This is a genomic window from Streptomyces violens (assembly GCF_000717745.1).
GTDB lineage: Bacteria > Actinomycetota > Actinomycetes > Streptomycetales > Streptomycetaceae > Streptomyces > Streptomyces violens.
In genome coordinates this window covers 79,541-105,497 of sequence record NZ_JOBH01000020.1, presented here as the reverse complement: position 1 = coordinate 105,497, position 25,957 = coordinate 79,541, and the positions used below count along the sequence as shown (strand labels likewise).

Here is a 25,957-nt window from a genome sequence, read left to right as displayed (position 1 = left end):
TCTCCCTTCCTTTGACCCCGGACGTTGACGGTCTGGTGTCACCGGGCGTTGAGCGGGCACACCAAGGAAACGCACCCGACAAGTGATCAAGTGATCAGCCGGCGCGGCCGCCGCAGTTCCGGGCCCGCCGCCGGCGCGGAGAGGAGCAGCGGTGGCCAAGACGCTCGTGATGGTCGGTGCCGGGCCGGGGCGGGGCATGGGGGTGGCCCGCGCGTTCGGGCGCCACGGCTACCGGGTCGGGCTCGTCGCCCGTACGAAGGACCGGCTGGACGCCCAGGTCGCCGAACTGGCCGGGCTGGACATCCCCGCCGCCGCGTTCCCCGCGGACATCCGCGACCGCGACGCGCTGGCCGCCGCGCTCGCGCAGGCGACCGAGACACTGGGCCCCGCCGACGTACTGGACTACGCCCCCGGCCCGTCCGGCCCGGTCACCCACGCCGCGCAGACCACCGCCGCCGCGGCCTCCGCCCAGTTCGACCTCTACGTCCTCGGCGCGATCACCGCCGTGGGCCAGGTCCTCCCGGACATGCTCGCCCGCGGCTCCGGCACGCTCCTGATCACTACCGGCGCCGCGGCCACGGTCCCCACCCCGTCCCTCGCCAACGCCGGCCTGGCCATGGCCGCCCTCCGCAACTACGCCCAGACCCTGCACGCCGAACTCACCCCGCACGGCATCCACACCGCCACCATCACGATGACGTCCCCACCGACGTCCCCCACCGCAGCGGACACAATCGGCGCGGCCTACTACACCCTCCACGAACGCCACACCCCACCCGAAGCGGTGATCGGCCCTACGGGAGTTGTGACCCCCCGGCCTCCTCAGTCCTCCGCCTGAGCCACCCCCACCGGGCAGGAGACGCCCGTGCCGCCGATGCCGCAGTAGCCTGCGGGGTTTTTGTCGAGGTACTGCTGGTGGTAGGGCTCGGCCGGGTAGAAGGGGGCGGCCGGGAGGAGTTCGGTGGTGATGTCGGCGTAGCCGGACGCGGCGAGGACCTTCTGGTAGGCGTCGCGGGAGGCTTCGGCGGTCTGCTGCTGGGCGGGGGAGTGGGTGTAGATCGCGGAGCGGTACTGCGTGCCGACGTCATTGCCCTGGCGGAAGCCCTGGGTGGGGTCGTGGGACTCCCAGAAGACCTTGAGGAGGGCGGCGTAGGAGACCTTCGACGGGTCGAAGACGACGCGGACTGCTTCCGTGTGGCCGGTGTGGCCGCTGCAGACCTCTTCGTACGTGGGGTTCGGCGTGTGGCCGCCCTGGTAGCCGACGAGGGTCGTCCATACGCCGTCGGTCTGCCAGAACTTGCGCTCGGCGCCCCAGAAGCAGCCCAGCCCGAAGTCGGCGACCTCCAGGCCCTCCGGGTACGGGCCGAGCAGGGCGTTGCCGAGGACGGTGTGGCGGTCGGGGACCGTGAACTCCGGCTCGGGGCGGCCCTTCAGCGCCTCGTCGGCGGAGGGGAGGTGGTTCTTGAAGCGGGAGAACAGCATCGTGATCAGGCTCCGGGGAGGAGAGGAAGGGACGGGGGCGGGCGGTGACTCGGTGTCCGGTGAACGTGCCGGGGGCGTCGGGAATTCCGGTCAGAACGGGGGGCGGTCCGGCGGGAGCGTTGCCGGGGTGCCGCCCTGGGACTCCCAGCCGGCGACGGCGAGGGCGCGGTACGTGGCGTATGCGGCGGCCGGCTGCGGGTGGAACGACCAGGGCACCGCGCCGACATGGCCGTCCACCAGGCGCAGCTGCTCCATGGCCTCCGCATACCGCTCCGCCTGGACGAGGAACCAGATGAGGAGGTGGCGGACGTGCGGCGCCACCGGATGGGCGGCGGGCGCCTTGCTCAGCGCGTAATGCGCGCCCTCGATCGCGCGCTCCACGACCGCGCTCTGGAAGAGGCTGCGGACCATGTTGGCCTCGGGCAGGTGGTCGTACACCGAGAAGAGCGGGAGGGCGGGGAGGAGCGAATCGGCGGCCGCGCCGGCGGCCGCGCGCTCGGTGAACGCGTCGGCGTCCTCCTTGGAGCCGTGCCACTTCTCCGACCAGTACGGCAGCGCCGCGAGGTGCGCGCCCATGTGCTGCGGCGCGCGCTGGACGACCTTGGACCACAGCTCTTCGTAGTCGGGGCGGCGGTCGCCGAGGCCGCGGGCCGCGGCCAGCTCGATGATGTACGGGACCGGGCTGCCGGGGGCCAGCAGCCGCGCTTCCTGGCAGACCGTGCGGGCCTCTTCCAGGATCATGCGGAAGTCCTGCGAGCCGGGGTCGCGCATGGCCTGGACCACCAGGAACTGCGCGTGCGTCTGGGCGGCGCCGGAGTCCTTGGGCTTCTCGGAGCGCCAGGTGCGCAGCCAGATGCCGCCCCGGCTGCCGCTCGGCGCCTCACCGGGCGCGCCCGGCGCACCGTCCCCCGCGTGCGCCGACGCGAACGCCGCGGCGCCCGCCAGCGACTGCACGCGCTGCCAGCGCCGCTCGTCGCCCTCGGGGGTACCGGCCAGCAGCCGGGACGCCGGCCGCCAGTCCTGTGTGCGGGCGATCTCCTCCAGCGCCTCCGTCAGCTCCGGGTCGGGTCCGGGCAGCCGCGCGTCCAGCTGCTCGGCGGGGACGAAGCCGTACCCGGCCATGGGGTCGGCGACCGACGCCAGGCCCCGGCCGGCCTGCTGGAGCGCGCGCCGGCGCCGCGCCAGGGGATAGCCGATCAGCCCCGCGATCGCGAGGAGGGCGATAAGGACGAGCAGTGCTTCCATGAGCAGTCAGTCGTTTCCAGGTCGGGTCGGGTCGGTGGGCTCGGTCGGTGGGGGCGGATCGGCCGCGTCGGACGGATGCGGCACGGTGTCTTGTTCTCTTTCCACTCTCCAGCGAAGCAGAAAGTTCCTGACCGCGTGCAAGCCTGTGGACGACTACCCTCGTCAGCCATGAGTGATCAGCGCGGACAGCGCCATCAGCACTTCGAAACCCTCGCCATTCACGCAGGTCAGGAGGCCGACCAGGCGACCGGCGCGGTTTCGGTCCCCATCTACCAGGTTTCCACGTACAAGCAGGACGGCGTGGGCGGGCTGCGCGGCGGTTACGAGTACAGCCGCAGCGCCAACCCGACCCGGACGGCCCTGGAGGAGAACCTCGCCGCCCTGGACGGCGGCCGCCGCGGCCTCGCCTTCGCCTCCGGCCTCGCCGCCGAGGACTGCCTGCTGCGCACCCTGCTCGTCCCCGGTGACCACGTCGTCATTCCCGACGACGCGTACGGCGGCACGTTCCGCCTCTTCGCCAGGGTCGCCGAGCGCTGGGGCGTCGAATGGTCGGTCGCCTCCTCCTCCGACCCGCGGGCCGTACGGGAGGCGGTCCGGCCGCGTACGAAGGCGATCTGGGTCGAGACGCCCAGCAACCCGCTGCTCGGCATCACCGACATCGCGGCCCTCGCCGACGTCGCGCGCACCGCGGGCGCCAAGCTCGTCGTGGACAACACCTTCGCCAGCCCCTACCTCCAGCAGCCGCTCGCGCTCGGCGCCGATGTGGTCGTGTACTCGACGACCAAGTACATGGGCGGCCACTCGGACGTGGTGGGCGGCGCGCTGGTCGTCGACGACGACGCGCTGGGTGAGGAGCTGGCCTTCCACCAGAACGCGATGGGCGCGATCGCCGGGCCGTTCGACGCCTGGCTGGTGATGCGTGGCATCAAGACGCTCGCGGTACGGATGGACCGGCACAGCGCCAACGCGGCGCGGATCGCCGAGCTGCTGGCCGCGCACCCGAAGGTCACCAAGGTGTACTACCCGGGGCTGCCGGACCACCCCGGCCACGAGACCGCCGCCAAGCAGATGCGGTCCTTCGGGGGCATGGTGTCCTTCCAGGTCGCAGGCGGGGAGCAGGCCGCGGTGGACGTCTGCGACCGGGCGCAGCTGTTCACGCTGGGCGAGTCGCTGGGCGGCGTGGAGTCGCTGATCGAGCACCCGGGCCGGATGACGCACGCTTCGGCGGCGGGCTCCGCGCTGGAGGTACCGGCCGACCTCGTACGCCTCTCGGTCGGCATCGAGTCCGTCGACGACCTGCTCGCGGACCTGACGCAGGCGCTGGGCTAGGCGGTACCTGCGGACGTACCGGCAGGGGTACCCGCCGGCGTACCCGCAGAGGTACCGGCAACGGCGCTCCGGTGCGCCGCCCAGCGCGCGGCGGCGTCCCGGAGGCCGAACGTCCAGTCGTTGGGGTACTCGTCGGCCATGGCCTGCCAGTAGCCGGTGTGGGCGAGTGCGAAGCGGTCCAGCGACCGGGCGGGCGCGGCGGACCAGGACGGGACCTTGGCGGCCCACTGCTCGGCCTGCTGCGGGGTGTGCCCGCAGAAGACCATCCAGACGACCCAGCACGCCGGGTCGATCCAGGCGGCCCCTCGGGTGGGCCAGGCCCAGTCGATGAGGCGCGCGCGGTCCGGGCCGGTGACGAACACGTTGGTGTAGAACCAGTCGGTGTGCAGCAGCGCATCGCCCTTGAAGAGCGTGGCATCGGCGGGGTCCGCGGCGTGCTTCGCCCATCGCTCCTCGGCCCGCTCCACCTCCACGCCCTCGGGGCAGGCGATCCCGCCGAGCTCGGTCAGGATGTCGACGACCAGGGGGATGTCCGGGGACCCCGGGCTGTAATCGGCGCTGCGCCCGGTGACGTGCTCGAAGCCGAGCAGGTCCCAGCCGTCCGTGGTGACGCGCCACAGCGTCTTCGGGCTGAGCGGTACGACGTACGGATTGATCGCCGCCTCGCGCCCGTGCGTCCAGGCCAGCTCGCCTTCCTGCCGCACGCCCTTGACGAAGACCCGCCCGCTCGCGGTCTCCAGCGTGGCCGTGAACTGGCTGCTGAAGCTGTCGCTCACGGGCACGACACCGGTGAGGGGACCGGTGTGTTCGAGTACGGCGGTACGGACGGCGTCGGGGAGCTCGTCCCAGGTCTGTCGGGGCATGGCGGGGAAGCATAGGGGGCGCCCGGCCGGGCGCGGCGGATTCGGGTCACCACCCCTCCAGTGGGGGCGTCGTCCGTGTCGGCGGTGGCATCCACGGCTGCTGGGTGATGGCCCAGCACGTGAACGCCACGGCCGCCAGGAAGAGCAGCAGCCAGCCGGCCCGTTCCAGCCGGCGCCGCCGCAGCAGCAGCCGGCGGCCGCGCGCGGCGGCTCGCAGTGCGAGGTCGGGCGGGACGAGGGGGTGCGGCCCGTCGAGCATCCGCCGCACCTCCGCCTCCTTGCGGTCGGGCGGACTCACGACGCCACCGCCCCGGCCGCGGCGCGCGGACTCACGACGCCACCGCCCGCGGCCCGGCGCCGTGCCCGGTGCTGCGCATTTCCGCGATCGCGTGCAGGCACAGCGCGTGCACGCGCTCGGCGGGCAGTCCCAGCAGGGCCGCGGTCTGCTCCTCGGCGACGCCCTCGTACAGCCGCAGGACGAGAACCAGCCGTTCCTGCGGGGTGAGCCGGTCCAGCAGGCCGCCGCGCGGCCTCCGGTGGCGCCACGCCGTACGGGCGAAGTGCCCGGCCAGCTCCTGGCGGGTGCGGTCGTAGGGGTCCTCGCCGCGCAGCCGGTCCCAGGACGCGTACGTACGGGACAGCGCGGCGGTCAGCAGTGCTTCGGCGGCGGGGGCCGGGGCGCCGGACGGTTCTCCGGTCAGCAGCGTGGCCGTGTGCAGCAGCCGGCCCGCCGCGCCCGCCACGAAGGCTTCGAATTCCTGGGCGCGGCGGTGCTCCAGTGCTGCCCGCCGCTCTCGCACAGCGCCTCCCGGCTCGCGGGCCCGGCGGCCCGGCCATGGCTCCATGGCACGGCAGCGCGGGCAGGAGGTCAAGAGCCGTGCGGCAGGCGGTGCGCGCCGAGGAGCCGCGCCCGCACCCGCCTCAGGACGCGGGCGTCCCCGGGGACAGCGACGCCGTCACCGTCGAGAGCGAGGTGTTGAAGCGGGTCAGGAGCGTGGTGAAGGCGTTGCGCTCCTCCTCGCTCCACTCCTCCGTGACCAGCGCCATCAGCTCGCGGCGCGAGGCGCGTACCTCCTCCAGGCGGGAGCGGCCGCGCTCGGAGAGCTGCAGGACGACCGCGCGTCCGTCCTCGGGGTGCGAGGCGCGGGTGACCAGGCCGGCGTCGACCAGCGGCGCGACCTGGCGGGTGACCGTCGAGGAGTCGATGCCCATGCCGGCGGCCAGGGCCTTGACGCCCATCGCGCCCTCCTGGTCGAGCCGGTTGAGCAGCAGGTAGGCGGCGCGGTCCATGGAGTTGCGCGCCTGCCCGACCCCGCCGAGCCGGCTCTGCTCGGCGCGTCGGGCGAAGACGGCCACTTGATGTTGCAGCGCGTCAAGAAGAGCGGGGTCGGTGTGGGTCGTCATGTCCGAAGAGGTGGGCATGGCCGGTTGCTCGCTTCATGGGGGTGCGTACGGATTGGGGGACAGAGTACGCGGCCCGCGCGGGGACCGTACCGGCGCTGACCAAAGATGTACGGCTGCGGGGCGGCTCTCCGGGCCGCGGGGGCCCGCAGCGGCGCGAGCTGTAAGACTGGCGCCATGGCCGATCACACGCCGCAGACGCCCGCTTCCACCGCATCCGGGGCCACCGGTCCCGCGGCGGCCACCGCCGTTCCGCGGGCCGCCGCAGACGCAGGGGTGCTTCCCGCCGTCACGCTTGACGACATCCTCGGAGCGCAGAAGCTGCTGTCCGGGGTGAGCCGGTCCACCGCCATGGAGGGCAGCCGTTACCTGTCCGGGCTGGTGGGCGCGCCGGTGCACTTCAAGTGCGAGAACCTCCAGCGCACCGGCTCGTTCAAGATCCGCGGGGCGTACGTGCGGATCGCGGGGCTCTCTGCGGAGGAACGTTCCTGCGGAGTGGTGGCGGCGAGCGCCGGCAACCACGCGCAGGGTGTGGCGCTGGCCGCCTCCCTGCTGGGCGTCCGCTCGACCGTCTTCATGCCGGAAGGGGCCCCGCTGCCCAAGGTCGCCGCGACCCGCGACTACGGCGCCGAGGTGCGGCTGCACGGTCAGGTCGTCGACGAGACGCTGGCCGCCGCGCAGGAGTACGCCCGTGAGACGGGCGCGGTCTTCATCCACCCCTTCGACCACCGCGACATCATCGCCGGGCAGGGCACCGTCGGTCTGGAGATCCTGGAGCAGTGCCCCGAGGTCCGCACGATCGTGGTCGGCATCGGGGGCGGCGGGCTCGCCGCGGGCGTCGCGGTCGCCGTGAAGGCGGTACGGCCCGACGTACGGATCATCGGTGTACAGGCGGCGGGCGCCGCCGCGTACCCGCCCTCACTCGCCGCCGGGCGCCCCGTCTCGATCGAGTCGCCGGCCACGATGGCGGACGGCATCAAGGTCGGGCGGCCGGGCGACGTACCGTTCGGGATCATCGGCGACCTGGTCGACGAGGTCCGTACGGTCTCCGAGGACGCGCTCTCCAGCGCCCTGCTGCTCTGCCTGGAACGGGCCAAGATGGTCGTGGAGCCGGCCGGCGCGAGCCCGGTCGCCGCGCTCCTGTCGGAGCCGACGGCCTTCCAGGGGCCGGTCGTCGCGGTGCTCTCCGGCGGCAACGTCGACCCGCTGCTCACCCAGCGCATCCTGCGGCACGGCATGGCCGCGGCCGGCCGCTACCTGTCGCTGCGGCTGCGCCTGACGGACCGCCCGGGCGCGCTCGCGACGCTGCTGGGCGTGCTGTCCGAGGCGGACGCCAATGTGCTCGACGTGAGCCACGTACGGACCGATCCGCGGCTCGGCATCACGGAGGCCGAGGTCGAACTGCACCTGGAGACGCAGGGCCCGGAGCACTGCACGGAGGTCGGCACGGCCCTCCAGAAGGCGGGATACACGGTGATCGCCTGACCTGGGCGCGCACGCCAGAACACGACATACATCGCTGCGGCCGATGTCCTCCGGGGCATCGGCCGTTGGCATGCGTACGCATAGCCGCACGGAACCGTATGGCTATCGCGATGTATCGCGTTTCGGGTAACATCCGGGGAACGGTCGCTGAAAGGCGTGCCGGAACGGCCTCCTCCTGTGGCGCAATCGTGGCGTCCTGTGACGCCGGCCGCCCGCTGAGCAGGCGAAGTCCGGCAAACGTAAGATTTCCCTCGAAACCAACCCCGGGAGTGCCTACATGCCAGGCGCTATTCACGCCGAGGGTCTCGTGAAGACCTTCGGCGAAGTCAGGGCTCTGGACGGCGTCGACCTCGACGTCCCCGAAGGAACCGTCCTCGGTCTGCTCGGCCCGAACGGCGCCGGCAAGACCACTACCGTCCGGGTCCTGACGACCCTGCTGCGGCCCGACCGCGGCACGGCGGAGGTGGCCGGGATCGATGTACTGAAACACCCCAACGAAGTGCGGCGCGCGATCGGCCTGTCCGGCCAGTTCGCCGCCGTGGACGAGTACTTGACCGGCCGCGAGAACCTGACCATGGTCGGCCGGCTGTACCAGATGGGCGCGAAGGCGGCGAAGGCGCGGGCCGGCGAACTGCTCGACCGCTTCCACCTCGCCGACGCGGGCGACCGGCCCGCGAAGACCTACTCCGGCGGCATGCGGCGCCGCCTCGACCTGGCCGCGGCGCTGGTCGTCAGCCCGCCCGTGATGTTCATGGACGAGCCGACCACCGGCCTGGACCCGCGCAACCGCCAGCAGCTCTGGGACGTCATCCAGGAGCTGGTCGCGGGCGGTACGACGTTGCTGCTCACCACCCAGTACCTCGAAGAGGCCGACCATCTCGCGCACGACATCTGCGTGGTCGACCACGGCCGGGTCATCGCCCGCGGCACCTCCGACCAGCTCAAGGCGCAGACCGGCGGCGAACGCGTCGAGGTCGTCGTGCACACGCCCGAGCAGCTCGGCACCGCCGACGAGGTGCTGCGCGGCTTCGGCAAGGGCGGGACCAAGGTCGAGCCGCACACCCGCAGAATCACCGTGCCGGTCAGCGGCGGCGCGAAGCTGCTCGCCGAGGTCATCCGCGAGCTGGACACCCGGGGCGTCGAGATCGACGACATCGGGCTGCGCCGGCCGACCCTGGACGACGTCTTCATCTCGCTGACCGGCCACGCGGCCGAGACGCCGACCGAAGAGGAGGAGGACGCATGAGCGTCATCACGGAGGCCTCCCGGCGGGCCGGTGCACCGCAGCCGGGCGGCATCGGACGGTCCGTACGGGACTCGCTCGTGGTCGCCCAGCGCAACCTCATCAGGATGCTGCGCATCCCGGAGGTGGTGATCTTCGGACTGGTGCAGCCGATCATGTTCGTCGTGCTGTTCAGCTACGTCTTCGGCGGCGCGATCCAGCTCCCGGGCCAGCAGGGGCCGATCGACCCCGCGCAGTACCGCGCCTTCCTGATGGCGGGCATCTTCGCGCAGACCGTCACCTTCGCCACGGCGGGCGCGGGCGCGGGCATCGCGGACGACATGCACAAGGGCCTGATCGACCGCTTCCGGTCGCTGCCGATGGCCCGCGGCGCGGTCCTCACCGGGCGCACGCTCGCCGACCTCGTACAGACCGCGCTCACCCTCGTCGTCATCGCGGGCGTCGCGCTGATCATCGGCTGGCGCACGCACGAGAACTTCGGCAAGGTACTGGCCGGATTCGGCCTGCTGCTCCTGCTGGGGTACGCCTTCTCGTGGATCGGCGCGCTGATCGGGCTGTCCGTGCGGACCCCGGAGGCGGCGACCTCCGGCGGCCTGATCTGGCTGTTCCCGCTGACCTTCGTCTCGAACGCGTTCGTGCCCTCGGACTCCATGCCGACGTTCCTGCGGCACCTCGCCGAGTGGAACCCCTTCAGCGCCACGGTGCAGGCCACGCGCGAACTCTTCGGCAATCTGCCGCCCGGCTATCCGGTGCCCGACGCCTGGCCCATGCAGCACCCGGTCCTGGCCTCGGTGCTGTGGTCGGTCGCCATCATCGCGGTCTTCCGCACGCTGGCGGTACGGAAGTACCGGTCGGCGACGGCGTGAGGGGGCGCGGCGCGCGCCGTCTGCGGGTACGTCCGGGCGTGGCGCGCGGCGCGTGCGGGCACGTCGAAGGGCCCGGGTCGCCGACCCGGGCCCTTCGGTGCTGCTGTGCGGCCGCCGCGCGTCACGGGCGCGGCCGTGCGGCCGTGGCCGTGGGGCTCAGCCCGTGTAGGGCTTGGCCTCCAGGATCTTCACGGCTGCCTTCTTGCCGTTGGGCAGCTCGTACTCCGCGGTCTCGCCGATCTTCTTCCCGTTGACCCCGGTGCCCAGCGGGGACTGCGGGGAGTAGGTCTCGATGTCCGAGCTCGCGTACTCCCGCGAGGCCAGCAGGAACGTCAGCGTGTCGTCCGGGTCTCCGTCGAACGCGATGGTGACGACCGTGCCGGGGGCCACGACACCGGCGGCGGCGGGCGCCTCGCCGACCTTCGCGGTTTCCAGCAGCTGCTTGAGCTGGCGCATGCGGAGGTCCTGCTTGCCCTGCTCTTCCTTGGCCGCGTGGTACCCGGCGTTCTCCTTCAGGTCACCTTCCTCGCGGGCCGCCGCGATCTTTTCGGTGATCTCGACGCGTGCGGGACCAGACAGGTACTCCAGCTCGGCCTTGAGCTGGTCGTACGCCTCCTGGGTCAGCCAGGTGACGTTGTCGCTGGTCTGGGTCACAGGTGCTCCTCGTCGGTACTGGGGATAAATCAAACGCCCTACCAGGAAGGCTTGCGCCTTCTCGGGTGGGCGAAACCACGAGCCTAACAATTACGGCACAAAAGGGGGAGCGGTAAACCGCAAAAAACACGTCACCGCTGGTCAGCGCGGCCGGGAGGCGATTCCGGGCGAGTCCCGGAACGGGCGCCGGGCGCCGGCTTTCAGGTACTTGCGCCCGGGGCGTCCGAGGTCGTGCAGCCGACCAGCTCGGCGTTGGTCGCCCGGGCCGTGGTCCGGATCGTGATCACCGTGTCGACCTGGCTCTTCGCCTGATCCACCGGGACGTCCTTGCGGCCGACCTCGGCGCCGTCGGCGGACTGCGAGCGGAGCGTGCACACGCCCTTGGTGCCGGGGTCCTTCACGACCTCCAGGTGCGCCTGCACCGTGGTGTCGGAGACGACCTTGTACGTGACCAGGCGGCCGCTGAGGTCCTGTCCGGTGATGTAGGAGATGCCGAACCAGGCGACCATGGCGACCAGCGCGGCGCCCAGCACCGCGCCGATGACCTTGAGCTTGCGGTCGGCTCGCTCGTCGGCGGTACGGCCGTACCGTCCGTCGGGCAGTCCGTCGCGCACCGCGGCCATGATCTTCCTCCTGGTACGGGGACCTGGAATTAAATGCCCCCTCGCTTCGGTCACTATAGAAGGCGTCGTTCAACGGCGTCCCATGACCCTTGACTGAGGATCGAGTCTTGACTGAGCAGCTGCGAATGATGGCGGTGCACGCCCACCCCGACGATGAGTCGAGCAAGGGCGCGGCCACCATGGCCAAGTACGTGTCCGAGGGGGTGGACGTGCTGGTCGCTACCTGCACCGGGGGAGAGCGCGGCGACATCCTCAATCCCAAGCTCCAGGGCGACCCGTACATCGAGGCGCACATCCACGAGGTGCGCAAGAAGGAGATGGACGAGGCCCGGGAGATCCTGGGCGTCAAGCAGGAGTGGCTGGGCTTCGTGGACTCCGGGCTGCCCGAGGGCGACCCGCTGCCGCCGCTGCCCGAGGGCTGCTTCGCGCTGCAGGACGTCGAGGCCGCGGCCGAGCCGCTGGTGAGACTGATCCGTTCGTTCAAGCCGCAGGTCATCACGACGTACGACGAGAACGGCGGCTACCCGCACCCCGACCACATCATGACCCACAAGATCTCGATGGTGGCCTTCGAAGCGGCCGGTGACGCCTCGAAGTACCCGGACGCGGGCGAGCCCTACCAGCCGCTGAAGCTCTACTACAACCAGGGCTTCAACCGCCCGCGCACGGTCGCGCTCCACGAGGCGCTGCTGGAGCGCGGCATGGAGTCGCCGTACGGCGAGTGGCTGGAGCGCTGGAAGTCCTTCGAGCGGGCCGAGCGCACGCTGACCACGTACATCCCGTGCGCGGACTACTTCGAGATCCGGGACAAGGCGCTGATCGCGCACGCCACGCAGATCGACCCCGACGGCGGGTGGTTCCGCGTCCCGATGGAGATCCAGAAGGAGGTCTGGCCCACCGAGGAGTACGAGCTCGCCAAGTCTCTGGTGGACACCTCCCTCCCCGAGGACGACCTCTTCGCGGGCATCCGCAACAATTGACCTCATGATGAGCGCGACCAGCACCCTCGCCATGACTCATCTCGTCCCCCTTGCCAAGGAGCTGGACGAGAACAAGGTGACCCCCGGAGTCCTTGGCTTCATCGTCTTCGCGGTCATCGGCGGCGCCGTCTGGCTGCTGATGAAGTCGATGAACAAGCACATGCGGAAGGTCGACTTCGAGCAGCAGCCGGACGCGGCGACCGCCAAGAGCGACGCCGGAGACGGCGCGGACGGCGGTGACGGCCAGGAGCCGTCGGCGAAGAGCACCGCGGCGCCGGCCACCCCGGCGAAGGGCGCTCCGAAGACCACCTGAGCGGGGCGGGTGGCGGCCTCCGGCTGCCGCCGTCCCGCACGGCGCCCGTCCGGCCCGGCATTGCCGCCCGGCCGGGCTTCGCGCTGCCCGGGTGCCGTTACGCCGGCGTCGTCCGCGGCCGGTCCCGCCTGCCTATCGCCTCCAGGGGGACGCCCATGATCTCGCGGGCGTGGCGGGTCGGGACCATGCCCAGGCGCCAGGCCTGCCAGCCGGCCTCCGGCTCGACGCCGCGGCCCAGCAGTACGGCGAACGCCTCGGCGCAGTCCTCCAGCTTGGAGTCGCGGGCCGGGTGCGGGGAGCGCCGCAGCTCGGCCAGCTCCTCCTGGGCGACAGCCGTGCCCACCACCGAGCCGCCCGGCGAGGCCAGCGGCAGCAGCGTGCAGCGCAGGAAGCGGGCCCAGTCCTCGCCGCGCCGGTCGCCGTAGCCCGCGAAGATCTCCGCCGCCTCGTCGGCCAGCGCCAGGGCCGGCGCGCTCCTGCCGTTCCCCGCGTCGATGACCGCCAGCTCCAGGCAGGACCACGCCTCGCTGTGCGGCACCCCGATCCGCTGGAAGTCCCGGCGGGCGTCCTGCAGCAGCTGGCGCGCGAAGCCGCTGTTGCGCAGCGAGCCGGTCTGCGCGGCCCGCACGTCACGGGTGATCCGCCCGGAGTGGTGCCGGGCGCACGCCAGGCCGTACGCGTCGTGCATCCGGCTGAACATCGTGCGCGCCCGGTCCAGCTGTCGCACGCCCTCGTCCTTGTCGCCGTTCTCCTCCAGGGCCTGGCCGAGGTAGTACAGCGTCCACGCCTCGCCCCGGGCGTCCTCGTGCCGGCGGTGCAGCGGGAGGGCCTGGCGCAGCTGGTCCACCGCGGGGCCCGGGTCGCCGTCCACCAGCCGGGCCCGGGCGAGCTGGGTCATCGCCCACGCCTCGCCGCGCTCGTCCTGCGTGCGGCCGTACAGCTCCAGCGCCTCTTGGAGCTCGCGCTCGGCCCGCGGCACATCGCCCTGGCGCAGACACGCCTGGCCGAGCTGGAAGTGCGCCCACGCCTGGCCGTGCAGGCTCTCGCTCTCCCGGTGCAGCTCCAGCGCCTCGTCGAGCAGCGCGAAGGCCTCGGCCAGCTGCGCCCGGTCCCGCTCCACCGCCGCCAGCGCGTGCAGCGTCCACGCGCGGTCGCCGCGCATGGCGTCCCCGCTCTGCATGGCCAGGGCCTCCCGCAGCTTCGCCGCCGCCTCGGTGAGATTGCCCTGCTGCTGGAGGGTGATGCCCAGGTCGCGCAGGGCGCGCGCCGCGCCCGCCGGGTGCTCCGCCTCGAAGTACAGATCGACCACCGAGGACAGCGTCGTACGGGCCCTGTCCAGCTCGCCGAGCTGACGGGCCGCGACGCCGGTGCGCCACTGGACCGAGCGGGCCAGCAGGCCCTTGTCGGCGGCCTTCGTCAGCTCGTTCAGCTCGCCGAGGCGGTACAGGTCGCCGCGGAGCAGGCAGTAGTCCGCGAGCGCGCCGAGGAGGTGGGAGAGGGTGGCCTGGTCCACGTCCTGGTCGGCGTGGCGCAGCGCGGCCGTGATGAAGCTGGTCTCGTCGTCCAGCCACTGCAGCGCCGCGTCGAGCGAGGTGAAGCCGTGCGAGCCGAAGCGGTCGGCGCGGGTGGAGGTGTTGCCGTCGACCAGGCGGATGACGGAGTCCGCGAGCTCGGCGTAGCTGCGCATCAGCCGCTCCTGGGCGGTGGACCGCTCGGCCGGGTCCTCCTCGTCCAGCAGCCGGGCGTGCGCGAAGCGGTGCACTTGGGAGTGGAGGCGGTACCGGCTGCCGCGGACGTGCTCGACCAGCCCGGCCTCGGCCAGCCGGCCCAGCCGCCGCTCCGCTTCCTCCTCCTCGACGCCCAGCAGCGCCGCCGCCGCTGCCGCGCCCAGGCTGGCCCGGCCGACCAGCGCCAGCCGGCGCAGCAGCCGCCGCTCGGCGTCGGACTGGTCCGTGTACCGCAGCCACAGGGCCCGCTCCACGGCCGTCACCGGGCCGTACGCCGCGAGGTCCGCCGCCAGCGTGGCGGGGTCGCGCCGGTCCAGCGAGGAGCCCGCCACCCGCAACGGCAGCGGCAGCCCCGCGCACAGCTCACCGATCCGGTCCAGGGCCTGCGGGTCGTACGGCCCGGCCGCGCCCGCCACCCCGGTGCCGCGCAGCAGCTCCTCGACGCCCGCGGTGTCCAGCGGGCCCACCGGCAGCTGGTGCACCCACGCCGGCAGCCCGTCGGGCAGCTCCAGCGGCTCCCGCGCCGTCACCAGCACGAGGGACTCCGAACGGTCCGGCACCAGCGTGCGGACCTGCTCCGGGTCGGTGGCGTCGTCGAGCAGGACCACCACCGGGAGATTCGTCAGATGCTGGTGGTACAGCTCCGTCAGCCGCTTCACGTGCTGCTCCGGCGAGGGCCGCTCGCGGAACAGCAGCTGCTCGCGGGGCGCCCCGAGGCGGTTCAGCAGGTGCAGCAGCGCGTCCCGGGTGGGCAGCGGGGTCTCGCCCGGGGTCTCGCCGCGCAGGTCCACCACGCACGCCCCGCGGAACTGGTCGCGCAGCTGCCGCGCGGCCCGCACCGCGAGCGCCGTCCGCCCCGAGCCCGGCTCGCCGTGCAGCACCACCACCGTCGGCTTGGTCTCCGTACTGGCGCGGGCGGCGTGCACCCACTGGGTGATCTGCGTCAACTGGGACCGGCGGCCGGCGAACGGGCCCTGCGGGTCCGGGAGATGGTGGAAGGACTCGGCCAGCACCGACCGCCGGCGGGCCGCCGCGCTGCGGTCGCCGCCGCGGAGCTGCGGCCCGCGCCCGGCCGTCCCGGCGCTCTTGCCGCTGCCCGCCCCGCTGTTCCGCGTCGCCGCAGACAGCATCCGCTGCTGGTCCAGGAACGGGCGGATGCCGCGCACCTCCAGGGCCGTCAGCCACTGGAGCCGCAGCTGCTCGGGGCCGCCCGGCTGGCCGCGCATCCCCGCCTGCTGGTGCGCGGCCGGCCAGTGCCCCGCCGTCAGCTTCAGGACCGTCGCCGCGGCTCCCGCGACCGCGACCGCGGCGCCCGTGCCCAGCGCGGTCCCCGGGCCCGTGCCGTACGCGAGGTCGGCGGCGACGGCGGTGACCGCCGCGACCAGCGTGACCACCGCGGGCGTGCCCGTCTCCTTGCGCGTCAGCCGCTCCGTCAGCGGCCGGCGCGCCGCCGCCGCCTCGTCCAGCGCGCGCACATACGCGCCGTACTCCTCGGCGGCGCCGGCCGCGAGCTGGTCCAGCGCGTCGCGGGCCCTGCCGAGCAGGACGCCCCCGTCGACGCGCCCGCCCGAGCGGCGCACCTCTTCCTCGACCGCGCGCGCCAACAGCGCGTCCGCGTCCGCGCGATGGGCGTCGCGCAGAACAGCCGGTGAGCCCGTCATCTGGATCCCCCTCCAGCGATGATCGCTTTGTACGCCCAGTGTTCCGTCTCCCCGCCGAATCCGGCAGCCCTGTGGATAACTCCGCCCGGACGTGTCACACGGACCGTGAAACGTCCGCCGTGCCGGGTATTGCGGGCCCCCGGCGGATCCGCCACGCACCTTCCGGGCGCACCCGTGAGAGAGGATGGCCCCATGCCGAACCGCCTGGCTCATGAGACTTCCCCGTATCTGCTCCAGCACGCCGAAAACCCGGTCGAGTGGTGGCCGTGGTCCACCGAGGCGTTCGAGGAGGCGCGGCGGCGCGGCGTCCCGGTGCTGCTCAGCGTCGGATACAGCAGTTGCCACTGGTGCCACGTCATGGCGCACGAATCCTTCGAGGACGAGGCCACCGCCGCGCTGCTGAACGAGAACTTCGTGTCGGTGAAGGTGGACCGCGAGGAGCGCCCGGACGTCGACGCCGTGTACATGGAGGCCGTGCAGGCCGCCACGGGGCACGGCGGCTGGCCGATGACGGTCTTTCTCACGCCGGACGCCGAGCCGTTCTACTTCGGTACCTACTTCCCGCCGGCGCCGCGCCACGGCATGCCCTCGTTCTCCCAGGTCCTGGAGGGCGTGAAGAGCGCCTGGGCGGACCGCAGGGAGGAGGTCGGCGAGGTCGCGGGGAAGATCGTGCGCGATCTCGCCGGCCGCTCGCTGACCGCGGGCGGCGTGCAGCCGCCGGAGCGCGAGGACCTGCTCGCCGCCCTCATGCAGCTGACCCGGGATTTCGACGCGAACCGCGGCGGATTCGGCGGCGCGCCGAAATTCCCGCCGTCGATGGTGCTGGAATTCCTGCTGCGCCACCACGCCAGGACCGATTCCGAAGGCGCGCTGCAAATGGTGACGGCCACCTGCGAGGCGATGGCGCGCGGCGGCATTTACGACCAGCTCGGCGGCGGTTTCGCGCGCTATTCCGTGGATGCGGAATGGGTGGTTCCGCACTTCGAGAAGATGCTGTACGACAATGCGCTGCTGTGCCGGGTGTACGCCCACCTGTGGCGCGCCACGGGCTCCGGCCTCGCCCGCCGTATCGCCCTGGAGACCGCCGACTTCATGGTCCGCGAACTCCGCACCGACCAGCTCGGCTTCGCCTCCGCGCTGGACGCCGACAGCGACGACGGCTCGGGGCGGCACGTCGAGGGCGCGTACTACGTATGGACGCCCGAGCAGCTCACCGAGGTGCTGGGGGAGAAGGACGCGCAGGTGGCCGCCGAGTACTTCGGCGTCACCGAGGAGGGCACCTTCGAGGAGGGCGCCTCCGTGCTCCAGCTTCCGGACACCGACGGGCTGCTGGAAGCCGACCGGATCGCGGGCATCAAGGAGCGGCTGCGCGCCGCGCGCGACGAACGGCCCCGCCCCGGCCGGGACGACAAGGTCGTGGCCGCCTGGAACGGCCTGGCCATCGCCGCGCTCGCGGAGACCGGCGCGTACTTCGACCGCCCGGACCTCGTCCAGGCCGCGACCGACGCCGCCGACCTGCTGGTCCGCGTGCACATGGACGGCCGGGCGCGGCTGCACCGCACCTCGCGCGACGGCACCCCCGGCACCAACTCCGGTGTCCTGGAGGACTACGCGGACGTCTCCGAGGGGTTCCTGGCGCTGTCCCAAGTCACCGGTGAGGGCGTGTGGGCGGACTTCGCGGGTCTGCTCCTGGACACCGTGCTGGTCCACTTCCGGGGCCCGGACGGCTCGCTGTACGACACCGCGGACGACGCCGAGGCGCTGATCCGCCGCCCCCAGGACCCGACCGACAACGCCACGCCCTCGGGGTGGACCGCGGCGGCCGGCGCCCTGCTCTCGTACGCGGCGCTCACGGGCAGCTCGCCGCACCGGGAGGCCGCGGAGAGTGCGCTCGGCATCGTGAAGGCGCTCAGCGGCCGCGCCCCGCGCTTCATCGGCTGGGGGCTCGCGGCCGCCGAGGCGCTGCTGGACGGCCCGCGCGAGGTCGCGGTGGTCGGCTCGTACGACGACGAGGCCACCCGTGAACTGCACCGCGCCGCGCTGCTGGGCACCGCGCCCGGCGCGGTGGTCGCGGTCGGCGAGCCCGGGAGCGAGGAGGTGCCGCTCCTGAAGGACCGTCCCCTGCTGGACGGCCGCCCCGCCGCCTACGTATGCCGCGACTTCACCTGCGAGCGGCCCACCGCCGACCCGGGCGAACTGGCGGAGCGCCTGAAGCAGCACTGACCCCGGGAGCGCGCCCGTCTCCGTCGCCGTAAGAATTCGTACAGATGTGCGGAATCTCAACGTCGTACGGAGACGGGACGCTAGCGTCGACTCCATGACCATCCGCAGTGAAGTGCCCACCACCCACCGCGAAGTCCGGCTGGCCGCCCGTCCCACGGGCGCGGTCACCGACGACCTCTTCGAGATCGCCGAAGTACCCGTACCGGAACCGGCGCCCGGTCAGATCCTCGTCCGCACCACCACCATGGGTGTCGCCGCCGTGATGCGCACCCTCATGGACGAGCAGAGCGCCGTACCGATGCCGTCCTACGAGGTCGGCGCCCCGTTGCACGGCTCCGCCGTGGGCGAGGTGGTGGCCGCGCCCGGTACCGACTTCACCCTCGGTGACCTGGTGGAACACCGCCTCGGGTGGCGGGAGTTCGCCGTCATGGACGCCTCTCAGGCGCGGCGCCTGGAGCCGGACCTGCTGCCCGACCCCGGTGCCTACCTCTCGCAGGGACCCACTGCCCTGATGGGGATCGGGCGGGGCGCGGAAGTGCGTCCCGGGGACACCGTGTTCATCACCGGGGCCGCCGGCGGTGTGGGTTCGCTGGCCGGGCAGCTCGCCAAGCAGCGCGGTGCCGCCCGCGTCATCGGCAGTACGGGCTCCCGCGCCAAGGCCGAGCGGCTCATGGACGGGCTCGGTTACGACGCCGTGGTGATCCGGGGCGAGGGGCCGATCCTGGACCAGCTGCGCAAGGCGGCGCCGGACGGCGTCGACGCGCTCTTCGACAACGTCGGCGGCGAGCAGCTGCAGGCCGCCCTCGCCCTCGCCAACCGCGGCGCCCGGATAGCGATCGTCGGCGCGCTGGCCGCCCAGCTGTCCGCCGCCGAGCCCGCCACGACTGAGATCGACACGCTGTCGCTCCTCTCGCGCGGCATCACGCTGCGCGGCATGGCCCTCTTCGACCACCTGGACCTCGTCCCGGAATGGAACCGGCAGTTCGGCCGGGGGCTGCGTGACGGCACGCTCACCTTCCCGCACACCCGCTTCCAGGGCATCGAACAAGCGCCGCGCGCACTGCGCGAGTTGACCGAGGGCCGCCACCTCGGCGCGGTACTCGTGGACCTGTAAAGCAGCCTGCAAAAAGCAGCCCGGTCGCCTCCCGCAGCCAGCCCAACCACCCCAGCCCCCTCCGGCGGTCTCCCCGTTGTCAGTGGGATGTGTAACGCTCTAAGAGCGCGCAGTCACATTCAGTGAGAGCTGGAGGGGGTGTTGCGGATGCGTACTGCCATGCACGGAGCGGTCGTTGCGGCCGCCGCGGCGTGTGTCGGCGGCTACTTGGTGGGCGGCACGGCGGTCGTCCTCGCGCTGGTACTGGCCGGGGTGACCGCCGTGACCTGGCAGGTGGCCGCGGGGTCAGGCGTGCGAATAGGCAACCAGCGAGATGCCCACGTAGTGCACGACGAAGGCCGCGAGGGTGAAGAGGTGGAAGACCTCATGGAAGCCGAACCACCGAGGTGACGGGTTCGGGCGCTTGATCCCGTAGATCACGCCGCCCGCGCTGTAGAGCAGCCCGCCGACGATCACGAGCACGAGGACGGCGATGCCGCCCTTCTGCAGAAAGTCCGGGAGGAAGAAGACCGCCGCCCAGCCCATCGCGATGTAGCACGGTGTGTAGAGCCATCGCGGCGCGCCGACCCAGAAGACGCGGAAGGCGATGCCCAGGGCGGCGGCCACCCAGATGCCCCACAGCAGGAGGTCCCGGCGGCCGTCCGGGAGCAGCAGGATCGTCAGCGGCGTGTAGGTGCCCGCGATGATCAGAAAAATATTGGCGTGATCCAGCCGGCGCAGGATGCCGAGGACCCGTGGGCCCCAGTTGCCCCGGTGGTATATCGCACTGACGCCGAAGAGCAGGCAGGCGGTGAGCGTGTAGACGCCGCACGCCACCCTGCCCCGGGTGCTGTCCGCCAATGCGGTGAGCATGACACCCGAGAAGAGGACCGCCGGGAACATCCCGGCGTGCAGCCACCCCCGCAGCTTTGGTTTGAAGGGGGCGGCCAGCGCGGAGACCGCGTCGGTCACGGCCTGAGCAGGGCTTTCGGCAGTGCGGCTGTCGGCGGCTTCGGGCGCGGAAGACATGGCCGCCAGCCTACCGACGCCACCGTAAGTTACGGATCAGTCCGCTGAGTGGTGACGGTCACGAGGGGGCCCTCTGGACAGAATCCGGTCGGCGACGGATGATCATATGAGTGCGGTCGGCACCGGATGAGCGGTCACGAAGCATCCGGGTCGCAGCCCCCAAGGGGCCAACATCTCCAAAAGCGGACATTGTGCTGATGTTCGTAAAAACCCCTCATCTAGGAGCGATCGTGGCGCGCGACAACGCGGCTCCCTCCCTCAAGCACCCGACCGACCACCAGGAGCTCATCGCCTGGGTCGATGAGATCGCGTCGATCACCCAGCCGGACCGCATCGTGTGGTGCGACGGCTCGGAGGCGGAGTACGACCGCCTGTGTGAGGAACTGGTCGCCAAGGGAACGTTCAAGAAGCTCGACCCGATCAAGCGACCCAACTCCTACTACGCGGCCTCCGACCCGAGGGACGTCGCCCGTGTGGAGGACCGCACCTTCATCTGTTCCGAGAAGGAGGAGGACGCGGGCCCGACGAACCACTGGAAAGCCCCCGCGGAGATGCGGGAGATCTTCTCCGGTGAGCAGGGCATCTTCCGGGGCGCGATGCGCGGCCGGACGATGTACGTCGTCCCGTTCTGCATGGGTCCGCTGGGCTCGCCGCTCTCCGCGCTCGGCGTGGAGATCACCGACTCGGCGTACGTCGCCGTTTCGATGCGCACCATGACCCGCATGGGCCAGCCGGTCCTGGACGAGCTCGGCTCCGACGGCTTCTTCGTCAAGGCCGTGCACACCCTCGGTGCCCCGCTCGCGGAGGGCGAGCAGGACGTGCCGTGGCCGTGCAACTCCACGAAGTACATCTCGCACTTCCCCGAGGACCGCGAGATCTGGTCCTACGGCTCGGGCTACGGCGGCAACGCCCTGCTCGGCAAGAAGTGCTACGCGCTGCGCATCGCCTCCGTCATGGCGCGTGACGAGGGCTGGCTCGCCGAGCACATGCTGATCCTCAAGCTCACCCCGCCGCAGGGCGAGTCGAAGTACGTCGCCGCCGCGTTCCCGAGCGCCTGCGGCAAGACCAACCTCGCGATGCTGGAGCCCACGATCTCCGGCTGGACGGTCGAGACGATCGGCGACGACATCGCCTGGATGCGCTTCGGCGAGGACGGCCGGCTGTACGCGATCAACCCCGAGGCCGGCTTCTTCGGCGTCGCGCCCGGCACCGGCGAGCACACCAACGCCAACGCCATGAAGACCCTGTGGGGCAACTCCGTCTTCACCAACGTCGCGCTCACCGACGACGGCGACGTCTGGTGGGAGGGCATGACGGAGGAGACCCCCGCCCACCTGACCGACTGGAAGGGCAACGACTGGACCCCGGAGTCGGAGACGCCGGCGGCCCACCCCAATGCCCGGTTCACCACCCCGGCCGGCCAGTGCCCGATCATCGCGCCCGAGTGGGAGGACCCCAAGGGCGTGCCGATCTCGGCGATCCTCTTCGGCGGCCGCCGCGCCAGCGCGGTACCGCTGGTCACCGAGTCCTTCGACTGGCAGCACGGCGTCTTCCTCGGCGCGAACGTCGCCTCCGAGAAGACCGCCGCCGCCGAGGGCAAGGTCGGTGAGCTGCGCCGCGACCCGTTCGCCATGCTGCCGTTCTGCGGTTACAACATGGGCGACTACATGGGTCACTGGGTCAAGGTCGGCAAGACCGCCGACGCGGCCAAGCTGCCCAAGATCTACTACGTCAACTGGTTCCGGAAGAACGAGGCGGGCAAGTTCGTCTGGCCCGGCTTCGGCGAGAACAGCCGCGTCCTGAAGTGGATCGTGGAGCGCCTGGAGGGCAAGGCCGAGGGCGTCGAGACCCCCATCGGCATCCTGCCGACCAAGGAGTCCCTGGACACCGAGGGCCTGGACCTCCCGGAGGCGGACCTCGACTTCCTGCTCAGCGTCGACAAGGACGTCTGGCGCGACGAGGCGTCGCTGGTCCCCGAGCACCTCAACACCTTCGGTGACCACACGCCGAAGGAGATGTGGGACGAGTACCGCGCGCTGGTCAAGCGCCTCGGCTAGCCGTCACGGCTGACTTCACGAAAGGGCCCGTCACCGGCAGGTTACGGGCCCTTTCGTGGTGGAGCTCCAGGGGCGGACGGGATGAGCACCACGGCCGCCCCCGGAGGAATGGGGGCGGGGGTCAGGCCGTGGCCAGCTTCCCCGCGTCGGCGTGGCGCCGCAGCAGCTCGGCGGCGAGCTCCGCGGCCGCCTTGTCGGACCGGGAATTGGCCACGACCAGGGCGTTCCCGGCGAGGGTGTGGACGCGGCGGTGGAGCGAGGGGATGCGCTCCGGGGCGCCGCCGGACGGCCGGGCGCGCAGCGGGAAGTCGCCGCCGCGGAGCCGGGCGACCTGCTCGGCGAGCCGGTCGGCGGCGTCGTCGAGCGAGCCGTCGGGCGTCAGCGCGCGCAGCTCGTCGAGGGTGGTCAGCAGTGCGGTCAGATGCCCGGCGAGCCGGATGTCCAGTTCCTCCTCGCGCGAGCGGTGCGGAAAGTCATCCTGCTCGGCCATGGTGTGGACCGACTTGGTGCGGATCGGCTCGTACATGGAATGGCCTCCTGGCAACGTCAGGAGACCATCCTACATTGGACTGAGTCTAAAGTTGTCCCGCGTACAGAAAAAGGATCCGTTCAGTACTGACCGTAACCGTCCAGGAAGCTGCCGATCCGGGTCACAGCGTCCGTCAGATCGTCCTTGTTCGGCAGCGTGACCAGGCGGAAGTGGTCCGGCTCCGGCCAGTTGAAGCCCGTACCGTGCACGATCATGATCTTCTCGGCGCGCAGCAGGTCCAGCACCATCTGCCGGTCGTCCTTGATCTTGTACACCTTCGGGTCCAGCCGCGGGAACGCGTACAGCGCGCCCTTGGGCTTCACGCAGCTGACGCCCGGGATCTGCGAGAGCAGGTCGAACGCGGCGTCCCGCTGCTCCAGCAGCCGGCCGCCCGGCAGGACCAGGTCGTTGATCGACTGGCGGCCGCCGAGCGCGGTGGCCACCGCGTGCTGGGCCGGCATATTGGCGCACAGCCGCATGTTCGCGAGGATCGTCAGCCCCTCGATGTACGAGGTGGCGTGCGCCTTCGGGCCGCAGACCGCGAGCCAGCCGCTGCGGTAGCCCGCCACCCGGTACGCCTTCGACAGGCCGTTGAACGTCAGCGTCAGCAGGTCGGGAGCGAGGGACGCGAACGGCGTGTGCGTGACGCCGTCGTAGAGGATCTTGTCGTAGATCTCGTCGGCGCAGACGATCAGGTTGTGCCGACGGGCGATCTCCGCGATGCCGCGCAGCAGCTCCTCGTCGTACACCGCGCCCGTGGGGTTGTTCGGGTTGATGACGACGATGGCCTTCGTGCGGTCGGTGACCTTCCGCTCGATGTCGGCCAGGTCCGGCATCCAGTCCGCCTGCTCGTCGCAGCGGTAGTGCACGGCCGTACCGCCGGAGAGCGAGACCGAAGCGGTCCACAGCGGGTAGTCCGGGGCCGGGACCAGCACCTCGTCGCCGTCGTCGAGCAGCGCCTGCATCGACATCTGGATCAGCTCGGAGACGCCGTTGCCGAGGTAGATGTCCTCGACGGACAGCTCGATGCCGCGGGTCTGGTAGTGCTGCATCACCGCGCGCCGGGCGGAGAGCAGGCCCTTGGCGTCGCCGTAGCCGTGCGCCGTGCCGACGCTGCGGAGGATGTCCTCCAGGATCTCCGGCGGGCACTCGAAGCCGAATGCGGCGGGGTTGCCGGTGTTGAGCTTGAGTATGCGATGACCTGCCGCCTCCAGCCGCATCGCCTCCTCAAGAACCGGGCCACGGATCTCGTAGCAGACATTGGCGAGCTTGGTTGACTGGATCACCTGCATGTCCGCCACCTTACGGGCGGGCGCGGACGCCCGCCCGGTGTTATGGGCCACGCCGGGACCTGCTGAGATGCGGGTGGCGGGTGGCTTCCCACCCGCCTCACTGCACATTCCAAGACTCGGATGACGCATGGCCGATTTTTCGCATGTGCTCACCATCGAGCGCTTCGTCATCGAAGCCGGACAACGGAATCCGCAGGACGCCCGATGCGACGCCCGGACGCGGTGTGAGCTTCGACTCAGCCGCGCGTCGCGGGGGTGCGCCGCACCGACCGGCCCGCGAGGACGTCGGTCCGCTTGCCGTCCTCGATCACGAAGCGCCCGTCGATCAGCACGTGCGGGATGCCCGTCGGGAGCGTGCGCGGCACCTCGAAGGTCGACCCCGCGGCCACCGTCTCCGGATCGAACAGCACCAGGTCGGCGCGGTATCCCTCACGTACGAGCCCGCGGTCCGGCAGCCGCAGCCGGGCGGCGGCCCGCCCGGTGAGGTGCGCGACGCACTCCTCCAGCGAGAGGATGCCCAGCTCACGGACGTACTTGCCCAGGTACTGGGGGAACGTGCCGTACGCGCGGGGGTGCGGCTTGGCGCCCTGCAGGATGCCGTCGCTGCCGCCCGTGTGCACACGGTGCCGCATGATCTGCCGGACGTTCTCCTCGTGCCCGACGTGCTGCAGGATCGTCGAGCCGAGGCGGTCCTCGATGAGCAGCCGGCGGGCCGTCACCCACGGCTCCTCGCCGCGCTCGGCCGCGCTCTGCGCGACCGTCTTGCCGACGTACTCCGCGAGCTCCGGGTGCGAGACGCCGGAGATCTCGATCGTGTCCCACTCCATCGGGACGCCGTGGCAGCCGTCCGCGCCCTCGACCTCCACGACCTGCCGGATGCGGGCCGCCTCGGCGTCGTCCCGCAGCCGCGCCAGGATCGCCTCCGGGCCGCCCTCGCTCGCCCAGCTCGGCAGCATCGCGACGAGCGTCGTGCAGCCGGGGGTGTACGGGTAGGTGTCCAGGCTGATGTCCGCGCCGTCGTCCAGGGCCGCGTCCAGCAGCGCCAGCAGCTCGGGGGCCCGGCCCTTGTTCACGCCGAAGTTCATGGTGGCGTGCGCGAGGTGCAGCGCACAGCCCGCCTCGCGCGTGAGGCCCACCATCTCCTCGTACGCCTGGAGCGCGCCCGCGCCGTACGAGCGGTGGTGCGGGCAGTAGTACCCCTCGTACCGGGCGACCACCCGGCACAGCTCGGCGAGCTCGGAGTCCGAGGCGTACATGCCGGGCGTGTAGGTGAGGCCCGAGGAGAGGCCCACGGCGCCCTGCTCCAGACCCTCGGCGACCAGCCGCTTCATGCGGGCCAGCTCGGCGTCGGTCGCCGGGCGGTCGTCCCAGCCCATCGCCAGCATCCGGACCGTGCCCTGCGGGATCAGGTACGCGGCGTTGACCGCGATGCCGTGTCCGTCGAAGCCGTGGTCCAGCCGGTCGAGGTACTCGCCGACCGAGCGCCAGCTGAAGTCGATGTCCGAACCGTCACCGTTCCAGCCCGCGATCTGGGCGCGGACCTCGGCGAGGGTCCGGTCGTCGACGGGCGCGTACGACAGTCCGTCCTGGCCGATCACTTCGAGGGTGACGCCCTGCGCGGCCTTGGCCTCGTGCGACGGGTCGCGCAGGAGGGCGAGGTCGCTGTGGGCGTGCATGTCGATGAAACCGGGGGAGAGGGCGAGACCGTGCGCGTCGACCACGCGCGCGGCGGTCGGGCGGTCGCCCGAGCCCTCCCGCACGATGGCGGCTATGCGGCCGCCGTCCAGGGCCACGTCGGCCCGGTAAGAGGCACCGCCGGTGCCGTCGATGACGCGTACGTCGCGGAGGACGAGATCCATGGC

The 25,957-nt window shown here is 71.9% G+C and carries 23 protein-coding genes; 10 read left to right on the top strand and 13 right to left on the bottom strand.

All coding sequences use genetic code 11. The annotated features are described in order from the left end of the window. The first annotated feature begins 151 nt into the window (after positions 1 to 151). Complete coding sequence (locus IF04_RS0131210) at positions 152 to 838, top strand: SDR family NAD(P)-dependent oxidoreductase (RefSeq protein ID WP_051831721.1); 687 nt, start codon at positions 152 to 154, stop codon at positions 836 to 838. On the opposite strand, the gene msrA is transcribed toward IF04_RS0131210, so the two are convergent. Continuing rightward, the gene (gene msrA, locus IF04_RS0131205; RefSeq protein ID WP_030265507.1) at positions 823 to 1,482 is read right to left on the bottom strand and encodes a peptide-methionine (S)-S-oxide reductase MsrA; all 660 of its coding nucleotides are present in this window, start codon (positions 1,480 to 1,482) and stop codon (positions 823 to 825) included. The two genes, IF04_RS0131210 and msrA, sit on opposite strands and share 16 nt — an antisense overlap. 90 nt (positions 1,483 to 1,572) lie before the next feature. Further along, positions 1,573 to 2,727 (bottom strand): hypothetical protein, encoded by a 1,155-nt coding sequence (locus tag IF04_RS0131200; RefSeq protein ID WP_030265503.1) that lies wholly within the window; start codon positions 2,725 to 2,727, stop codon positions 1,573 to 1,575. A 168-nt stretch (positions 2,728 to 2,895) separates the two neighbouring features. Here IF04_RS0131200 and IF04_RS0131195 point away from each other — a divergent pair, with 168 nt between their 5' ends. After that, positions 2,896 to 4,056 (top strand): cystathionine gamma-synthase, encoded by a 1,161-nt coding sequence (locus IF04_RS0131195; RefSeq protein ID WP_030265500.1) that lies wholly within the window; start codon positions 2,896 to 2,898, stop codon positions 4,054 to 4,056. On the opposite strand, the gene IF04_RS0131190 is transcribed toward IF04_RS0131195, so the two are convergent. From IF04_RS0131190 to IF04_RS0131175, 4 genes are all read right to left on the bottom strand, one after another. After that, the gene (locus tag IF04_RS0131190) at positions 4,053 to 4,919 is read right to left on the bottom strand and encodes a hypothetical protein (protein ID WP_051831720.1); all 867 of its coding nucleotides are present in this window, start codon (positions 4,917 to 4,919) and stop codon (positions 4,053 to 4,055) included. The genes IF04_RS0131195 and IF04_RS0131190 overlap by 4 nt on opposite strands. Before the next feature lie 46 nt (positions 4,920 to 4,965). Further along, positions 4,966 to 5,217 carry a hypothetical protein gene (locus IF04_RS39380; protein WP_030265492.1) on the bottom strand — a complete coding sequence of 84 codons (252 nt, stop codon included), beginning with the start codon at positions 5,215 to 5,217 and terminating at the stop codon, positions 4,966 to 4,968. A 31-nt stretch (positions 5,218 to 5,248) separates the two neighbouring features. After that, entirely contained in the window at positions 5,249 to 5,719 is a 471-nt protein-coding gene (locus IF04_RS39375; protein ID WP_037961347.1) for a sigma factor-like helix-turn-helix DNA-binding protein, read from the bottom strand. A 121-nt stretch (positions 5,720 to 5,840) separates the two neighbouring features. Then, the gene (locus IF04_RS0131175; protein WP_030265487.1) at positions 5,841 to 6,341 is read right to left on the bottom strand and encodes a MarR family winged helix-turn-helix transcriptional regulator; all 501 of its coding nucleotides are present in this window, start codon (positions 6,339 to 6,341) and stop codon (positions 5,841 to 5,843) included. A gap of 156 nt (positions 6,342 to 6,497) precedes the next feature. Here IF04_RS0131175 and ilvA point away from each other — a divergent pair, with 156 nt between their 5' ends. From ilvA to IF04_RS0131160, 3 genes are all read left to right on the top strand, one after another. Further along, the gene (ilvA, locus tag IF04_RS0131170; protein WP_078601028.1) at positions 6,498 to 7,805 is read left to right on the top strand and encodes a threonine ammonia-lyase; all 1,308 of its coding nucleotides are present in this window, start codon (positions 6,498 to 6,500) and stop codon (positions 7,803 to 7,805) included. Between the two features lie 277 nt (positions 7,806 to 8,082). Beyond that, on the top strand, positions 8,083 to 9,051 hold the full coding sequence (locus IF04_RS0131165; protein ID WP_030265481.1) for a daunorubicin resistance protein DrrA family ABC transporter ATP-binding protein: 969 nt from the start codon (positions 8,083 to 8,085) through the stop codon (positions 9,049 to 9,051). After that, positions 9,048 to 9,914, top strand: coding sequence for an ABC transporter permease (locus IF04_RS0131160; RefSeq protein WP_030265479.1), 867 nt, complete (start codon positions 9,048 to 9,050; stop codon positions 9,912 to 9,914). The genes IF04_RS0131165 and IF04_RS0131160 overlap by 4 nt, the downstream gene beginning before the upstream one ends. Before the next feature lie 156 nt (positions 9,915 to 10,070). Here the strand turns inward: IF04_RS0131160 and greA are convergent, their stop codons facing one another. Both greA and IF04_RS0131150 read right to left on the bottom strand, forming a co-directional pair. Beyond that, on the bottom strand, positions 10,071 to 10,568 hold the full coding sequence (gene greA, locus IF04_RS0131155) for a transcription elongation factor GreA (protein ID WP_030265476.1): 498 nt from the start codon (positions 10,566 to 10,568) through the stop codon (positions 10,071 to 10,073). A gap of 200 nt (positions 10,569 to 10,768) precedes the next feature. After that, positions 10,769 to 11,191 (bottom strand): DUF4307 domain-containing protein, encoded by a 423-nt coding sequence (locus IF04_RS0131150; protein ID WP_030265473.1) that lies wholly within the window; start codon positions 11,189 to 11,191, stop codon positions 10,769 to 10,771. Between the two features lie 107 nt (positions 11,192 to 11,298). Between IF04_RS0131150 and mca the strand changes: the two genes are divergently transcribed. Then, positions 11,299 to 12,171: a mycothiol conjugate amidase Mca gene (mca, locus tag IF04_RS0131145; protein ID WP_030265470.1), complete on the top strand. Its 873-nt coding sequence runs from the start codon at positions 11,299 to 11,301 to the stop codon at positions 12,169 to 12,171. Positions 12,172 to 12,178: 7 nt separating this feature from the next. Then, the gene (locus tag IF04_RS0131140; protein WP_078601037.1) at positions 12,179 to 12,484 is read left to right on the top strand and encodes an RAMP4 family protein; all 306 of its coding nucleotides are present in this window, start codon (positions 12,179 to 12,181) and stop codon (positions 12,482 to 12,484) included. 97 nt (positions 12,485 to 12,581) lie between these two features. Here the strand turns inward: IF04_RS0131140 and IF04_RS0131135 are convergent, their stop codons facing one another. Then, positions 12,582 to 15,872 (bottom strand): tetratricopeptide repeat protein, encoded by a 3,291-nt coding sequence (locus IF04_RS0131135; RefSeq protein WP_051831719.1) that lies wholly within the window; start codon positions 15,870 to 15,872, stop codon positions 12,582 to 12,584. Positions 15,873 to 16,064: 192 nt separating this feature from the next. Here IF04_RS0131135 and IF04_RS0131130 point away from each other — a divergent pair, with 192 nt between their 5' ends. Both IF04_RS0131130 and IF04_RS0131125 read left to right on the top strand, forming a co-directional pair. Next, the gene (locus tag IF04_RS0131130; RefSeq protein ID WP_030265464.1) at positions 16,065 to 18,095 is read left to right on the top strand and encodes a thioredoxin domain-containing protein; all 2,031 of its coding nucleotides are present in this window, start codon (positions 16,065 to 16,067) and stop codon (positions 18,093 to 18,095) included. 94 nt (positions 18,096 to 18,189) lie between these two features. Beyond that, on the top strand, positions 18,190 to 19,209 hold the full coding sequence (locus IF04_RS0131125) for an MDR family NADP-dependent oxidoreductase (RefSeq protein WP_030265463.1): 1,020 nt from the start codon (positions 18,190 to 18,192) through the stop codon (positions 19,207 to 19,209). 285 nt (positions 19,210 to 19,494) lie between these two features. Here IF04_RS0131125 and trhA read toward each other — a convergent pair whose 3' ends face one another. Beyond that, positions 19,495 to 20,217, bottom strand: coding sequence for a PAQR family membrane homeostasis protein TrhA (gene trhA / locus IF04_RS0131120; RefSeq protein WP_030265461.1), 723 nt, complete (start codon positions 20,215 to 20,217; stop codon positions 19,495 to 19,497). 230 nt (positions 20,218 to 20,447) lie between these two features. Between trhA and IF04_RS0131115 the strand changes: the two genes are divergently transcribed. After that, entirely contained in the window at positions 20,448 to 22,274 is a 1,827-nt protein-coding gene (locus tag IF04_RS0131115; protein ID WP_030265459.1) for a phosphoenolpyruvate carboxykinase (GTP), read from the top strand. A 121-nt stretch (positions 22,275 to 22,395) separates the two neighbouring features. Here the strand turns inward: IF04_RS0131115 and IF04_RS0131110 are convergent, their stop codons facing one another. The 3 genes from IF04_RS0131110 to IF04_RS0131100 form a co-directional block, all read right to left on the bottom strand. Continuing rightward, on the bottom strand, positions 22,396 to 22,800 hold the full coding sequence (locus IF04_RS0131110; RefSeq protein ID WP_030265457.1) for an SCO4983 family protein: 405 nt from the start codon (positions 22,798 to 22,800) through the stop codon (positions 22,396 to 22,398). Between the two features lie 83 nt (positions 22,801 to 22,883). Continuing rightward, positions 22,884 to 24,095 carry a pyridoxal phosphate-dependent aminotransferase gene (locus tag IF04_RS0131105; protein WP_030265453.1) on the bottom strand — a complete coding sequence of 404 codons (1,212 nt, stop codon included), beginning with the start codon at positions 24,093 to 24,095 and terminating at the stop codon, positions 22,884 to 22,886. Between the two features lie 236 nt (positions 24,096 to 24,331). Then, positions 24,332 to 25,954, bottom strand: a complete 1,623-nt coding sequence (locus tag IF04_RS0131100; protein WP_030265450.1) for an N-acyl-D-amino-acid deacylase family protein — start codon at positions 25,952 to 25,954, stop codon at positions 24,332 to 24,334. Positions 25,955 to 25,957: the final 3 nt, after the last annotated feature.

What these genes read in the sequence shown, in the direction of transcription:
- ilvA (WP_078601028.1), top strand. Translation starts at nt 6,498, where the DNA reads ATGGCCGATCACACGCCGCAGACGCCCGCTTCCACCGCATCCGGGGCC.
- IF04_RS0131140 (WP_078601037.1), top strand. Translation starts at nt 12,179, where the DNA reads ATGAGCGCGACCAGCACCCTCGCCATGACTCATCTCGTCCCCCTTGCC.
- IF04_RS0131105 (WP_030265453.1), bottom strand. Translation starts at nt 24,095, where the DNA reads ATGCAGGTGATCCAGTCAACCAAGCTCGCCAATGTCTGCTACGAGATC.
- msrA (WP_030265507.1), bottom strand. Translation starts at nt 1,482, where the DNA reads ATGCTGTTCTCCCGCTTCAAGAACCACCTCCCCTCCGCCGACGAGGCG.
- IF04_RS0131160 (WP_030265479.1), top strand. Translation starts at nt 9,048, where the DNA reads ATGAGCGTCATCACGGAGGCCTCCCGGCGGGCCGGTGCACCGCAGCCG.
- IF04_RS0131200 (WP_030265503.1), bottom strand. Translation starts at nt 2,727, where the DNA reads ATGGAAGCACTGCTCGTCCTTATCGCCCTCCTCGCGATCGCGGGGCTG.
- IF04_RS0131125 (WP_030265463.1), top strand. Translation starts at nt 18,190, where the DNA reads ATGACCATCCGCAGTGAAGTGCCCACCACCCACCGCGAAGTCCGGCTG.
- IF04_RS0131195 (WP_030265500.1), top strand. Translation starts at nt 2,896, where the DNA reads ATGAGTGATCAGCGCGGACAGCGCCATCAGCACTTCGAAACCCTCGCC.
- IF04_RS0131135 (WP_051831719.1), bottom strand. Translation starts at nt 15,872, where the DNA reads ATGACGGGCTCACCGGCTGTTCTGCGCGACGCCCATCGCGCGGACGCG.
- IF04_RS0131175 (WP_030265487.1), bottom strand. Translation starts at nt 6,341, where the DNA reads ATGCCCACCTCTTCGGACATGACGACCCACACCGACCCCGCTCTTCTT.
- IF04_RS0131130 (WP_030265464.1), top strand. Translation starts at nt 16,065, where the DNA reads ATGCCGAACCGCCTGGCTCATGAGACTTCCCCGTATCTGCTCCAGCAC.
- IF04_RS0131100 (WP_030265450.1), bottom strand. Translation starts at nt 25,954, where the DNA reads ATGGATCTCGTCCTCCGCGACGTACGCGTCATCGACGGCACCGGCGGT.
- IF04_RS0131190 (WP_051831720.1), bottom strand. Translation starts at nt 4,919, where the DNA reads ATGCCCCGACAGACCTGGGACGAGCTCCCCGACGCCGTCCGTACCGCC.
- IF04_RS0131165 (WP_030265481.1), top strand. Translation starts at nt 8,083, where the DNA reads ATGCCAGGCGCTATTCACGCCGAGGGTCTCGTGAAGACCTTCGGCGAA.
- IF04_RS0131150 (WP_030265473.1), bottom strand. Translation starts at nt 11,191, where the DNA reads ATGGCCGCGGTGCGCGACGGACTGCCCGACGGACGGTACGGCCGTACC.
- trhA (WP_030265461.1), bottom strand. Translation starts at nt 20,217, where the DNA reads ATGTCTTCCGCGCCCGAAGCCGCCGACAGCCGCACTGCCGAAAGCCCT.
- IF04_RS0131110 (WP_030265457.1), bottom strand. Translation starts at nt 22,800, where the DNA reads ATGTACGAGCCGATCCGCACCAAGTCGGTCCACACCATGGCCGAGCAG.